At 47.3% G+C, this 13,768-nt stretch carries 15 protein-coding genes; 14 read left to right on the top strand and 1 reads right to left on the bottom strand.

Going from position 1 to position 13,768, the window contains the following annotated elements; genetic code table 11:
- The first annotated feature begins 12 nt into the window (after nt 1-12).
- From BDE27_RS15680 to cobT, 14 genes are all read left to right on the top strand, one after another.
- Nucleotides 13-654: a cobalt-precorrin-8 methylmutase gene (locus BDE27_RS15680; RefSeq protein ID WP_099131670.1), complete on the top strand. Its 642-nt coding sequence runs from the start codon at nt 13-15 to the stop codon at nt 652-654.
- Nucleotides 647-1,810: a cobalt-precorrin-5B (C(1))-methyltransferase CbiD gene (cbiD, locus tag BDE27_RS15685; protein WP_099131671.1), complete on the top strand. Its 1,164-nt coding sequence runs from the start codon at nt 647-649 to the stop codon at nt 1,808-1,810. The genes BDE27_RS15680 and cbiD overlap by 8 nt, the downstream gene beginning before the upstream one ends.
- Nucleotides 1,807-2,427 (top strand): cobalt-precorrin-7 (C(5))-methyltransferase, encoded by a 621-nt coding sequence (locus BDE27_RS15690; RefSeq protein WP_099131672.1) that lies wholly within the window; start codon nt 1,807-1,809, stop codon nt 2,425-2,427. The genes cbiD and BDE27_RS15690 overlap by 4 nt, the downstream gene beginning before the upstream one ends.
- Nucleotides 2,424-3,008 carry a decarboxylating cobalt-precorrin-6B (C(15))-methyltransferase gene (locus tag BDE27_RS15695; protein WP_099131673.1) on the top strand — a complete coding sequence of 195 codons (585 nt, stop codon included), beginning with the start codon at nt 2,424-2,426 and terminating at the stop codon, nt 3,006-3,008. Before BDE27_RS15690 ends, BDE27_RS15695 begins: the two co-directional genes overlap by 4 nt.
- Nucleotides 2,998-3,804: a cobalt-precorrin-4 methyltransferase gene (locus BDE27_RS15700; RefSeq protein WP_420882889.1), complete on the top strand. Its 807-nt coding sequence runs from the start codon at nt 2,998-3,000 to the stop codon at nt 3,802-3,804. Before BDE27_RS15695 ends, BDE27_RS15700 begins: the two co-directional genes overlap by 11 nt.
- Nucleotides 3,785-4,915, top strand: coding sequence for a cobalt-precorrin 5A hydrolase (gene cbiG / locus BDE27_RS15705; protein WP_420882890.1), 1,131 nt, complete (start codon nt 3,785-3,787; stop codon nt 4,913-4,915). The genes BDE27_RS15700 and cbiG overlap by 20 nt, the downstream gene beginning before the upstream one ends.
- Complete coding sequence (locus BDE27_RS15710) at nt 4,909-5,634, top strand: precorrin-3B C(17)-methyltransferase (protein WP_099131676.1); 726 nt, start codon at nt 4,909-4,911, stop codon at nt 5,632-5,634. Before cbiG ends, BDE27_RS15710 begins: the two co-directional genes overlap by 7 nt.
- The gene (locus BDE27_RS15715) at nt 5,631-6,416 is read left to right on the top strand and encodes a cobalt-precorrin-6A reductase (protein ID WP_099131677.1); all 786 of its coding nucleotides are present in this window, start codon (nt 5,631-5,633) and stop codon (nt 6,414-6,416) included. Before BDE27_RS15710 ends, BDE27_RS15715 begins: the two co-directional genes overlap by 4 nt.
- Nucleotides 6,417-6,439: 23 nt before the next feature.
- The gene (cbiK, locus tag BDE27_RS15720) at nt 6,440-7,231 is read left to right on the top strand and encodes a sirohydrochlorin cobaltochelatase (protein WP_099131678.1); all 792 of its coding nucleotides are present in this window, start codon (nt 6,440-6,442) and stop codon (nt 7,229-7,231) included.
- A complete protein-coding gene (locus tag BDE27_RS15725; RefSeq protein WP_099131679.1) occupies nt 7,228-7,986 on the top strand; it encodes a cobalt-factor II C(20)-methyltransferase in 759 nt (252 codons plus the stop codon). Before cbiK ends, BDE27_RS15725 begins: the two co-directional genes overlap by 4 nt.
- Nucleotides 7,987-8,044: 58 nt before the next feature.
- Entirely contained in the window at nt 8,045-9,610 is a 1,566-nt protein-coding gene (locus BDE27_RS15730; protein WP_099131680.1) for a cobyric acid synthase, read from the top strand.
- A complete protein-coding gene (gene cobU, locus BDE27_RS15735) occupies nt 9,607-10,152 on the top strand; it encodes a bifunctional adenosylcobinamide kinase/adenosylcobinamide-phosphate guanylyltransferase (RefSeq protein WP_099131681.1) in 546 nt (181 codons plus the stop codon). Before BDE27_RS15730 ends, cobU begins: the two co-directional genes overlap by 4 nt.
- The gene (gene cobS / locus BDE27_RS15740; RefSeq protein WP_099131682.1) at nt 10,149-10,907 is read left to right on the top strand and encodes an adenosylcobinamide-GDP ribazoletransferase; all 759 of its coding nucleotides are present in this window, start codon (nt 10,149-10,151) and stop codon (nt 10,905-10,907) included. Before cobU ends, cobS begins: the two co-directional genes overlap by 4 nt.
- Nucleotides 10,908-11,017: 110 nt before the next feature.
- The gene (gene cobT, locus BDE27_RS15745) at nt 11,018-12,103 is read left to right on the top strand and encodes a nicotinate-nucleotide--dimethylbenzimidazole phosphoribosyltransferase (RefSeq protein ID WP_099131683.1); all 1,086 of its coding nucleotides are present in this window, start codon (nt 11,018-11,020) and stop codon (nt 12,101-12,103) included.
- A gap of 49 nt (nt 12,104-12,152) precedes the next feature.
- On the opposite strand, the gene BDE27_RS15750 is transcribed toward cobT, so the two are convergent.
- On the bottom strand, nt 12,153-13,757 hold the full coding sequence (locus tag BDE27_RS15750) for an AMP-binding protein (protein WP_099131684.1): 1,605 nt from the start codon (nt 13,755-13,757) through the stop codon (nt 12,153-12,155).
- Nucleotides 13,758-13,768: the final 11 nt, after the last annotated feature.

Here is a 13,768-nt window from a genome sequence, read left to right on the forward strand (position 1 = left end):
GGAGGAAACAGCATGAGCGATTACATCCGACAACCCCAACAGATCGAAAGAAATAGCTTTGACATTATCAGCCAGCTTATTTTCGAATGGCGGCCTGATTATCGTTTTGTGAATGCGGATCAAGAAGCAGTGATCAAACGGGTGATCCATACTACCGCTGATTTCGATTGGCTTGATATTCTCTATTTTTCCCCCGATGTCTTGCACCTCATTCGCGACGGTATCTTGCGTGGCTGTACGTTATATACCGATACGACAATGGCGCTATCTGGCATCAATAAAACGCGTCTGGTTCAGTATGGTAGCGAATGCCGTTGTTATGTCAGCGATCCCCGCGCCATTCAAATGGCAAAAGCCCAGCAAATTACACGTTCAATGGCGGCAGTCGATCTGGCCCTGCAAGAACCGGGGGAGAAGATTTTTGTCTTTGGCAACGCTCCGACTGCGCTGTTTCGTTTGATGGAACATCAAGTTGCACCCATTGCAGTCGTTGGTGTGCCTGTTGGGTTTGTTGGCGCAGAAGAATCAAAGAATGCCCTGATCAATAGCGGATTAAGCTGTATTGCAGCAAAAGGGCGCAAGGGAGGCAGCAATATTGCCGCTGCCATTACCAACGCCATTTTGTATCGGATGCCGGAGGTAAGGCATGAATGAAATCAGTGAGACGCAAACTAATGGCCTCGGAACAGTTTGGCATCGGGGAAAGCAGTATCGCAAGGGTTACACCACGGGATCTTGTGCTACAGCCGCCGCTCGGGTTGCTGCATTGATGATCTTGCGTCAGCAGATTATTCATCAGGTTTCGATTGTCACACCTTCTGGTGTCACCCTGGTCTTGAATGTCGAGCAACCTTTGATTGAAGGACAACAGGCGATTGCGGCTATCCGCAAAGACGGTGGCGATGATGTGGATGCAACCCACGGTATGTTGATTTTTGCCCGTGTCTCCCTGAATGACAGCAAAGTGATCACATTGGATGGCGGTGAAGGTATTGGCAGGGTAACGCGAGTGGGGGTTGGTTTGCCCATTGGCTGGGCAGCCATTAATAAAACCCCACGGCATACCATTGAAGAAGCAGTACGGGAGGTAATCGGTCCGTACCGTGGGGCAGATATCGTCATCTTCGCCCCTGAAGGTGAGGAACGGGCGAAGCAAACCTATAACGACAGGTTGGGAATTAAGGGCGGTATTTCGGTTATTGGCACGACTGGCATTGTGACGCCGATGTCGGAAGAGAGCTGGAAACGTTCTCTGGCGCTGGAATTAGAAGCCAAACGTGCCGATGGGCTGGATCGCATTATTTTTGTGCCGGGAAATCACGGTGAACGTTTTGTCAGCCAGCAGTTGGGTATTGATGGGAATTATGTCGTCACGATGAGTAATTTTGTCGGTTATATGTTGCAAGAAGCCGTGCGTCTGGAGTTCCGCCATATAGTTCTGGTAGGGCATGTCGGCAAGTTGGTAAAAATCGCTGCCGGTATCTTTCATACCCACAGCCATATTGCTGATGGTCGCATGGAAACGCTGATTGCCAATCTGGCCTTAATAGGCGCACCTTTCGAACTGATTCAGGCAGTGGATCAATGTGATACCACCGAAGCGGCCATTGAGTTGATTGCAGAACAGGGCTGGCAGGCCGTGTACCAACAAATTGCCCGGAAAATCTGCGGGCGTATCGACCAAATGCTACGTTTCGCCAGTGGTAAGCCGCAGTGTGACGCCATTCTATTCTCTTTTGATAACCAGGTCTTGGGCTGCAATCGGCCTGTGGACGCGATAGTGAAGGATTTTATGGAGGATTGCCGATGATCACCGTTGTTGGTATTGGCCCCGGCGCTGTTGCAAACCAAACATTGGCTGCGTTGGAGGCTATCAGACAGGCAGAGGTGTTGGTCGGAGGAAAGCGCCATCTTGCCGAATTTCCTCATTTCAAGGGGGAAACCCGCCGTTTGGATGCTGATGTGGATGGATTGATGCAATGGCTTGAACAGAATCAGCATCGGCAAATTATTGTGCTGGCTTCGGGTGATCCCCTCTTTTATGGCATCGGTAAACGAATCACTGAGCATTTTTCTGGACAAAATACCCGCATTATCTCCGGCATCAGCTCGATCCAATATTTGTGCGCCCAGATTTTGCTGGATATGAACGACATTTACCTGACCAGCAGTCACGGACGTAAACCGGATTTTGATTGGCTACTGCAACACGAAAAAATCGCCATGGTAACGGATGACGTTATTGGCCCTTACCAGATTGCGCAAGAGATTCTGGCGCGTGGGCAGCAGCGTCGCATGGTGATTGGTAAAAATTTATCCCATGAACATGAACAAATTATTTGTTTGCACGCGGAACAGGTCGCGCACCGCGGCGACATTGATTATGGCCTGAATGTAGTGGTGATTTTAAATGGTGAACCTGAATGAAAGATGAACTGTTTTTGCGCGGTCATCGCATCCCCATGACCAAAGAAGCGGTTAGGGCGCTGGCATTGGAGCGATTGGAACTGGAAAAAGCCAGCCGTCTTATCGATGTTGGTGCGGGTACTGGCAGCGTCAGTATTGAAGCGGCATTGCGCTATCCCGCATTGGATATCCTCGCCATTGAACGCAAGGAAGATGCCTTGTTACTGCTTGCTGAAAATGTTCAGCATTTTGGCTGTCATAGGGTTCGTATCCAGTCTGGTATTGCTCCTATGCCATTAGACAATACCGCAGAAGCTATTTTCATTGGCGGAACGGGTGGATATCTGACAGAAGTCATTGATTGGGCATTGCTACACCTGAACCCAGGTGGGCGTCTGGTGATGACTTTTATCCTGCTGGAAAACTTCACGCAAGCATTGTCGCACCTGAAATCCTGTCGTGTGAGCGCGCTTGATGGACGTGAAATTCAGGTGGGAGAACTGACAGCACTAGGGCAAGGACATTATTTCAAACCCAACAATCCCACTTATTTGCTGTCTTGCCAGAAAGAGTCTGAGCAAAAGGAGCAGGATGATGCCTGAATATATTAACTCTGCACAGATAGATAACGTCAGTTTTGATACTGAAAAAGTCTGGTTTGTTGGTGCAGGGCCAGGGGATAAGAGCCTGATTACTCTGAAAGGTTATCAATTATTACGTCAGGCCCAAGTGGTGATTTATGCCGGTTCGCTGATTAATCGGGAGTTACTGGATTATTGCCGTGCAGATGCCGAATGCCATGACAGCGCGAGATTGACGTTATCGGAAATCACGGAATTGATGGTGAATGGTGTGAAAGCGGGCAAATTGGTGGTTCGCCTGCAAACGGGAGATTTATCGCTGTTTGGCTCCATACGTGAACAGGCCGAAGAACTGGCAAATCATGCTATTGGTTTTGTCTCTGTGCCTGGGGTGAGTTCGTTTCTTGGCGCTGCTGCGCAGTTGGGCGTGGAGTACACCGTGCCCGAAGTCGCGCAAAGTTTGATTATCACCCGTATGGAAGGCAGAACGCCAATGCCGCCACGGGAAACGCTGGAAGCCTTTGCTGCCCACCAAACTTCGATGGCGATCTTCCTTTCGGTACAGAACATGACAGAGGTTATGGCTCGGTTAATTCAGGGGGGATATGGGCAGGAAACCCCTGTTGCCGTAGTTTACAAGGCAACCTGGCCGGATTGCCAGATTGTGCGGGGAACATTGGCGACGATTGCTGAACAGGTACGTAGCGCCGGCATCCGTAAAACGGCTTTGATCCTGGTGGGTGCTTTTCTTGGCGAAGAGTATCACTACTCAAAATTGTACGATGCGAGGTTCAGCCATGAATACCGTAGCGCCTGACTTAATATCACCTAACACCGTATCATCTAAGACAATGTCACCTAACAAAGAATATGCCTTGTTTTGCCTGACAGAAGGGGGCATGGCGTTGGCTCGCCGTTTGCAATCTCATTTAGCGATGGATTGTTTCACTTCCCCTGAATTGGTGGAGAGTGAATTTACGGATGCCAGTAGCAGGTTTATGGCATTTGAAGGTGGTTTTGCTAATACGGTACGTAAGGTATTCACCCAATACGGTGCGTTGATCATGGTTGGTGCAACGGGGATCACTATTCGGGTTATCGCCCCGCTGCTCAAGGACAAAATGACCGATCCGGCGGTTGTCGTATTGGATGAAAAAGGGCAGTTTGCTATCAGTTTATTGTCGGGGCATATGGGGGGGGCGAATAAGCTGGCACAACAGATCGCAGATATTCTCGATGGTCAGGCGGTGATCACCACTGCAACAGATGTTAATCAGGTCGCCGCATTGGATCTGTTATCGCAAGAAATTGATGGAAAAATGGAAAATTTCCGGGCCAATGTCAAAACCGTTAATCAAATGCTGGTCAGTGGCAAGCGGGTAGGAATTTGGTGGCATCCCAACTTAGACGATGAAAAAGATCGCTATGACACGCGCGGTTTCATTCCAGTTGATGTTCTGGAAGATCGGCCTGAGCTGGACGCTCTGGTATACATCAGCTATGAACGAACAAATCTGGCACTGGCAATCCCCACTTTTAAATTAATTCCGCGCCGTATCGTTGCAGGCATGGGTTGTCGGCGGGGAGTGGAAGCGGAACGGCTCGCAGAATTATTGGATCGCCATCTGGCGGAACATAACCTTGAACCCTTGGCGCTAAAAGCCGTCGGCAGTGTCGAACTGAAAAAAAACGAGCCGGCGTTAATCCAATTGGCACAAGAGCGTCAAATTCCATACCAAATTTTCTCTGTTAATCAGCTTGCCCAGTGTGAACAGGCATTTCCGGTCTCTGAATTTGTCCGAAAAACAGTGGGCATAGGCTGTGTCTCCCAACCGGTAGCCTGGCTAATGAGCCAGGGGCACTTGGTTGGTCATACCCTGCGTGAGCAGGGCGTCACCATCACATTAGGAGTATTGCATCCATGTTAACTGTCATTGGAATTGGTCCCGGCAGCGAAGCCATGATGACGCAGGAAGCAATTGCTGCATTGAAAGCGGCTGACATCGTGGTGGGTTACAAAACCTACACTCATCTGGTGAAACCACTGGTAGGCGATAAAGAAATTATTAAAACCGGCATGTGCAAAGAGATTGAGCGTTGCCAGACAGCCATTGAGCTGGCCGAGCAGGGTAAAAATGTGGCGGTAGTTTGTAGCGGTGATGCGGGTATTTATGGCATGGCTGGCTTGATTTTGGAGTTGGTCAGCCAGCAAAAGCGCAATGTAGAAGTTCGGCTGGTGGCGGGAGTGACGGCGAGTACGGCTTGCGCCACTTTGCTTGGTGCACCATTGATGCATGATTTTTGTCATATCAGCCTAAGCGATCTGCTCACCCCGTGGGAGGTAATTGAAAAGCGGGTGCAGGCTGCGGCAGAAGCCGATTTTGTGGTCTGTTTCTATAATCCCCGCAGTCGCGGACGAGAAGAACATTTGGCACGGGCATTTTCCTTGATGGCTCCGTGGAAATCACCAGAAACTCCCGTGGGTGTGGTGAAAGCGGCAGGGCGAAAACAGGAGGATAAATGGCTGACGACTTTTGGCTCAATGGATTTTTCCCGTGTTGATATGCGCAGTCTGGTGATAGTGGGCAATCAGTCAACGTATATACGTGATGGGCTGATGATCACGCCGAGAGGGTATAAGTTATGAAACGGCCATTGATCCACATCTTTGGCGGTACGAGCGATGCCCGCCAGATTTGTGTGATGATGGATATTGCCGGCATAGATTATGGCTTGTCAGTGGCAACCCCGGCGGGAGCACAGCAGGCGATGGGTATTCGCGGTGAAATTGTTACTGGCAGGATGGAAGCCGAAGAGATGGCCGAATATCTGCAAAAGCGAGGGACGAAAATGGTGATTGATGCATCCCATCCTTATGCCGAACGGCTGAGTCAAAACATTGTCGATGCTTGCCAAAAGTTGGGCATCCCTCTGATTCGTTATATCCGCCCCAGCGATATTGATGCTGTTGAACATCCTCTTGTCTATAAAGTAGCAACCATTAAGCAGGCGTGTGAAATAGCAGCCAATTTGGCAACCCGTATTTTGCTGACAACCGGCAGTAAGCAATTAGCCGACTATATGGCTTACCTGCAAGGAAAAACCGTGCTGGCTCGTGTATTGCCCACCGCAGAAGTTTTGGCGATGTGTGAAGACTGTGGCTTATCAGTTGATCAGATTTTTGCCCTGAAAGGTCCATTCAGTGCCGATTTCAATCGGGCATTTTACCAGTTTTGTCAGGCGGAGGTCGTTATTACCAAAGAGTCTGGTGAACAAGGAGGTTTCAGGGAAAAAGTGGAGCCATGCCTTTCCCTTGGGCTGCCCTGCATCGTGCTCTGTCGCCCAGAGCAGCAATTTGCAGGTGAGAGGATCACGCAGGCCAACGGATTGGAAGAGATGGCACAGTTATTGGCGAATGTTTGCATGTAAATAGACCAATAAGGAAAAGCGAAATGAAAAAAGCATTATTGGTGATAAGTTTTGGAACCAGTTATCCCGAAACGCTGAAAAACAATATTGAAGCCTGTGAGCAGCAATTGGCCTCAGTGTTTCCAGACAGGGAACTATTTCGGGCATTTACCTCTGGCATGATCATTCGCAAATGGCGTCAACGCGCTGGCATTCACATCGATACTCCCCATGATGCACTGACCAGATTGCATCACGCAGGTTATCACGATGTTGCTGTTCAATGCCTGCATATCATTAATGGCGATGAATATGAAAAGGTGCGGCGTGAGGTTGAGAAATTTCGTCCTCGTTTTAAGCGGTTGGTGCTGGGTACGCCTCTACTTAGCCACTTTGATGATTACCTGAAATTGATGCAGGCATTGCGCCACCAGCTTCCTCGGTTGGCAGAGAATGAATGTGTTGTTTTTATGGGACACGGTACAACCCACCCTGCTTTTTCTGCTTATGCCTGTCTGGATCACCTGATGAGCCACTACCATTTTCCGGCACGGGTAGGCGCGGTGGAAAGTTATCCCGAACTTCCTCTGATCATCAAGGGATTAAAAGAGCAAAAGATCCGCAAAGCTTATTTGATGCCATTGATGCTGGTGGCAGGCGATCATGCCACCAATGATATGGCTTCAAATGAAGAAGACTCCTGGAAATCACAGTTAGAGAATGCGGGGATCGTCGCGATCCCCTGGTTACAGGGATTGGGGGAAAACCCGATGATTCGGCAAATGTTTGTCGATCACCTTGCTTACGCGCTAAATGATCAGGAGAAAGCCTTATGAACGAAACAGCAAAAGCAGGAAAATTGTATGTTATGGGCGTTGGCCCAGGTGCCAGTGATCTGATGACTGTACGGGCTGCGCGTATTCTTTCTGAGCTTGATGTGATCTATACCCCAACGGGAAAAAAAGGCGCCAAAAGTTTTGCTCACTCCATCATTGAAGAGTACCTTTCGCCGAAAACGGAAGTTTGCACTTACCATTTTTTAATGAAAGCCGACATGGCAGCAAAACAAGCGGTGTGGGATGAAGTGGCGCACGCTTTGAAAGAGGCAGTGGATAATGGCAGGAAAGTCGGTTTTATCACTTTGGGCGATCCGATGCTGTTTAGTACATGGGTATTTCTTTTGCAGCGGTTGGTATCGCAACAGATGACCTCTCCCTCATGGTTGGAAATTGTACCGGGGATAACCTCATTTTCTGCCATTGCCGCAACCAGTGCGATGCCACTGGCGATGGAAGATCAGACATTGGCTGTCATTTCCTGTACCGCTTCTGAAGTTGTCTTAGAGCAAGCATTACTCAATCACGACTGCATTGTCCTGATGAAAGTCTATTCGCGTTTTCCCCTGATCCGTGACCTGCTGCAACGTCACAATCTATTAGAACATGCATTGATGATGGCTGATGCCACTTTGCCGACTGAGCAATGTTGGCGCAATCTCGCCACACTGTCCTTCAGTGAAAAAGAATGGGAGCAGGGATTGTCGTATTTTTCAACGATTTTGGTTAATAAAAACTGGCAATTATCAAGGTGAATGATAATGGGATGCCTATGGCGGATAAAAGTACACGGTGAACTAGGGAGGAAATAGAATGACATTATCGCTGATGGTTCAGGGAACGGCATCTGATGCAGGTAAAAGTGTGCTGGTAGCCGGATTTTGTCGGATATTTGCACAGGATGGTTATCGTTGCACTCCCTTTAAATCACAGAATATGGCACTTAATTCTGGGGTTACCGCAGATGGCAAAGAGATGGGACGAGCGCAGATATTTCAGGCGGAAGCAGCGGGGATTACGCCGGATGTACGCATGAATCCTGTATTGTTGAAACCCACCAGCGATCGCAAGGCCCAGGTGGTTTTTATGGGGAAAGTGATGTGCAGCATGAATGCGGTGGAATATCACGAATATAAACCCCAATTGCTCCAGCAGATTCTGATGGCATATAACGGGTTAGCGGCAGAAACGGATATCATGGTGTTAGAGGGGGCGGGCAGTCCGGCTGAGATCAATTTGCGTGATCGCGATATTGTTAATATGGGGATGGCTGAATTAGTGGATGCTCCGGTCATTTTGGTAGCAGATATTGATCGTGGTGGTGTATTTGCATCCATCTACGGCACATTAGCCTTGCTTAAACCTGAAGAAAAAGCCCGTATCAAGGGGGTGATCATCAATAAATTTCGCGGTGATGTCTCTTTGTTGCAATCAGGGATCGATCAGATCGAAGCCTTGACACAAGTCCCGATATTGGGGGTGTTGCCGTGGCTGGATCTTGATTTGGAAGATGAAGACAGTGTCGCTTTGCAGGTGGGGAAATATGATCGTCAGCGGCAAAAAACAGAAGATTGTCTGGTTGTTGCTGTCATCCAATACCCCCATATTGCCAATTTCACCGATTTTAATGCGCTGGCAGCTCAACCGGATGTGCTTTTGCGTTATGTCTCCGAACCTTCTGAACTTCAGGGGGCCGACCTTATTATCCTTCCCGGCAGTAAGAATACATTGGCAGATTTAGCATGGTTAAAAATCAAAGGGTTTGGGCAGGCAATTATCACAGCCCGGCAGAAAAATGTGCCGATTATCGGGATCTGTGGTGGTTATCAAATGTTAGGTAAGCAGATCGTGGATGGGGTGGAATCCGGCTTAACTCAAATGGCAGGATTAGGTTTATTGGATACGGAAACCCACTTTGCCAGTGAAAAACAGACTGCACAGGTTAGGGGCGTAGTAGTGCCTGCATTGTCAGGTATGCTGAAATTATGCAGCGAACAACCGATTTCGGGTTATGAAATCCATATGGGAACCACTCGGCTTGGTAAGCAGGCAATGCCTTTTGCCCAAATATATTGGTGCAATGGCGAAGAAAAAAATAGTGAAGAAAAAAACGGGCTTGATGGTGCAGTTGCTCAAGATGGTTTGGTAATGGGAAGTTACCTGCATGGTCTGTTCGATGAAAACACGTTTACTCGCCCATTATTAAATCAATTGCGGATAAGAAAAGGCTATGTTCCACTGGAAAATGTGGCCTTTAATTACTGCCAGCACAAAGAAAAACAATTCAATAGGTTGGCTGCCAGTATGCGTGAGCATCTGGATATCGCGCAGATTTATCAATTAATGCATGAACACACATCTGGCGGAGTTATGCCATGATTTTGGTGACAGGCGGGGCTCGCAGTGGCAAAAGTACCTACGCTGAACGCCTGCTCGCTAAACGGTGCGAGCGGGTGTTATATATCGCGACGGCACAGGTCACAGATGAAGAGATGGCGGCTCGTATTGAGCGGCATAAACAGGAGCGTCCGGCACATTGGCGAACCTGGGAAGGCCATCAAAATTTAGGCTCAGTTATTCGCCAGCACCGCCAATCCCAAGAAGGCGTTATACTAGAATGTGTTACCACATTAATTGCCAACTTGTTGTTTGACTTATCGGGGGGTGTATCACCTGATAACCTTGATTTCGCACCATTGGAGGTAGTTATCCATCATCAGATCGATGACCTGATTGATGCTAGTCTGATGTGTCCGATGCCAGTATATTTGGTGACCAACGAGTTGGGGATGGGCATTACACCTGAAAACCGATTGGCACGCCATTTTGTCGATATTGCTGGACGTGCTAACCAAAAGTTGGCACAAGCGGCTGAAGAAGTCTGGCTGATGGTTTCGGGCATTGGAGTGAAGATTAAATGAAACTGCACCTTTTTTGGGCCACACTACAATTTATGACACGGCTTCCAATCCCGCAAAAGTGGGCGGAAGGCGTCGATTTTCGTCAATATTGGCGTGGTGTGCCTTATTTTCCATTGATTGGGTTAATTGTTGGTGGTTTGGCGGGCTTGGTATCACTTTCGATCAGCCAGTCGGGTGGGGGAATGTATATTGGTGCGATGGGTTATGTGTTGGCTTTGGCTTTATTGACAGGAGGGTTACATTTAGATGGATTGGCGGACACGAGTGATGGGCTTTTTTCCTCCCGCCAGCGAGAAAAAATGCTGGAGATCATGCGCGATAGTCGGCTTGGAACTTATGGCGGTGTTGGGTTAATTTTCTGTATCTTGCTTAAAACATTCGCTGTCGTTGAATTATCTTATCATCCCCCCCTCTATTTGCTTGCCCTGTTGACCTGCGCATCGATTGTCGGACGTACAGCCGTGGTGCTTTTAATGTATGCGCAACGTGATGCCCGTGAAGGTGAGGGAATGGGAAGCAGTTATATTGGCCAAATTAGCTTTTCTGCAACGATGCTGACTTTGTTGACTGGTGTTGTGTTGGTAATGGCTCTGGGGAATTGGCAAACCTTGTCGGCAATGATGGCGTCATTGCTTGTGGTTTACGGGCTTGCCTTCTATTTCAATTATCGCCTTGGTGGACAAACTGGCGATACGCTGGGGGCTTCCATTGAGGTAGGGGAAATTGTTTTTTTGATAGCAATGATTTGGCAATAAACAAAGTCAATCAGGAGAAGCAAGGGGCTTACAGTATTGTCGATACCCATGTGGGATACCACGTTGAGCATGTTCAACGCTCGGACAGAATGTCAGTTGGATGGATAAACATGACACTACAATCATTGATTGATGCGATCCAACCTCTGGATCGGAAAAACATGGAAAAAGCGGCACAGCACATTGACAGCTTAGTCAAGCCATTGGGAAGTTTGGGGCGTCTTGAAGCATTGGCGATACAACTATCGGGTATGCCTGGCATTGTTGGTCTACAAAACCTGCGAAAAGAGATTATCGTCATGTGTGCTGATCATGGTGTATATGACGAAGGTGTGGCTATTTCACCTAAAAACGTTACGACCATACAGGCACGCAATATGTTGAAAGGGTTAACAGGTGTTTGTGTGCTGGCGAAAAACAGTGGAACGCATGTTTTGCCTGTGGATATTGGCATAGATTGTGATCCTATCGAACAAATGTTGTCCCTTAAAATCGCACGAGGTTGCGGCAATATTGCCAAAGGGGTTGCAATGGATTATGAACACGCTGAAATGCTGTTGCTGACAAGCGCACAATTGGTGCAACAACGCATTGCGGCAGGAATAACGGTATTTGGTATTGGAGAGTTAGGTGTTGCTAATACGACTGCGGCAGCCGCAGTTATCAGTGTCCTGACAGGAAGTGATCCCCGTGATGTGGTTGGGTTAGGCGCTAATTTACCTTCTGAGCGGCTGGCGCATAAACAATCCATTGTACGGCAGGCTATTGCCATCAATCAGCCAGATAACAAAAACGCCATTGATGTACTGGCAAAAGTGGGAGGATTTGAGCTTGTCGGCATGGCCGGTGTGATTCTGGGAGCGGCAGCTTCTGGTGTACCGGTGATACTTGATGGTTTCTTGTCCTATGCGTCAGCATTAGCGGCATGTCAACTATCCCCTATGGCACGGAATTATTGCATCCCTTCCCATATGTCGGCAGAAAAAGGTGCTGCGCTGGCGTTACAATATTTGAATTTGCAACCCTACTTGCATTTAGATTTGCGTCTTGGTGAGGGTAGCGGTGCGGCCATGGCTATGTCCCTGATTGATGCAGCCTGCTTGATGTATTGCCATATGGGGAAATTGGCAAGTAGTGGGATCAGTCTGCCGGCGTTAGAAAGGCCGCACGTAATAGCGCCGTCTTTAAACATATAAATTAAGTCCAAGGGATTAATTTATCGTTATTGTCTTTATGCTGGTTATATCAGTCTTTGACACGTTTTCTCAATTGATCTTTTACAACTTTGCCATTGGCATTTCGCGGTAAAGTTAAAAAAGTATATCCTTTGGGGCGTTTATAACGTGCTACTACTGTACAAATATAATCATTTAACTCTTGCTCTGTGATTGATGCATTTTCGTCGAGTTCAATAAAAGCATGGGGAACTTCTCCCCAATAGGGGTCGGGTTTTGCCACAACAGCGGCAGCCAAAACACCCGGGTAACTGGACAGGGCATTTTCTAATTCAAGACTGGAAATATTCTCACCACCGGAAATAATGATATCTTTTTTTCTATCGATGATTTTGATATAGCCATCAGGATCGACGACGGCTAAATCACCAGTATAAAACCATTGGTTGGTGATCTCTGGTATAACCTGACGTACAGGATCATAAGCTGCTACGATATTACCGCGAATAGCGATCTCGCCAATGGTTTTGCCATCAAAAGGAACGGCTGAGTTATTTTTATCAATAACACTCACCTGCCCTTGTAAATTAGAAACAATTCCCTGACGCATCCGTTTTAAGACTTTTTCTGATTCTGGTAGTGCTTGCCATTCATGCTTATTTTCACAAACAACTACAGGACCATAAGTTTCGGTTAATCCATAAACATGGGTTGCATTGATACCGACCTCGTCCAGCAATGAAAACATCATTTCTGTCGGTGGTGCACCAGCAATCAAGCCATAAACACGGCCACCAAAATGCTTTTTATGCTTTTGCGTTATCTTGCCTAAAGAGTAGTGAATAATCGGGGCACCACAATAGTGGGTTACGTGATGTTCCTGGATCAGTTGCATTGTTTCTTCTGCATCAAATTTTCTTATGCAGATATGTGTGCCTGCTCGTGCCGCAACTGTCCACGGGAAACACCATCCATTGCAGTGAAACATGGGAAGAGTCCATAAAAAGGTGGGAGTCCTGGGCATGTCCCAATCCAGGATATTAGAAATAGCATTTAAAAATGCCCCACGGTGAGAATAAACAACCAGTTTCGGTTGCCCACTGGTGCCTGAAGTGGAATTGATACTGATAGCGGCTTGTTCGTCAATTTGGCTAAATGAGAGTGTCTTTGATGAGTGTTCGGTTATCAGTGATTCGTAAGATATAAATTCATGTCCGGCAGGAGATATAGGAATAGTTGAGTTGTTTTCATCAACAATAATTATCTTAATTGGATTATTGAAAGAGACATTATTTAATAGTGAAAGATAACTTTTGTCGATAAATAATATTTTGGGATTCAGTTTTTCAAAAACGAAATTTAATGTGGCTGCATCTGTTCGGGTACTCAAGGCATTGAGGATAGCACCGGACAAAGGAACAGCAAAATGTAACTCAAGCAATTCATGGATATTGGGTAAAATAGCCGAGACTACGCTTCCTTTATCCACACCCATTTGTTGGAGTGAGATAGCAATCCTTTCACAGCGATTGGCATATTGGTGCCAGGTCCAACGCTGTTTTCCATCAATAATGGCTATATCATTACCATTGCTTAATACAGCCCTTTTAAGAAATAAAATCGGTGATAATGCTGTACCGGTATATTCATGTAAGAATGAATTATCGAGAATCATATTCTTCACTC

The organism is Xenorhabdus ehlersii, from assembly GCF_003610465.1.
Lineage (GTDB): Bacteria > Pseudomonadota > Gammaproteobacteria > Enterobacterales > Enterobacteriaceae > Xenorhabdus > Xenorhabdus ehlersii.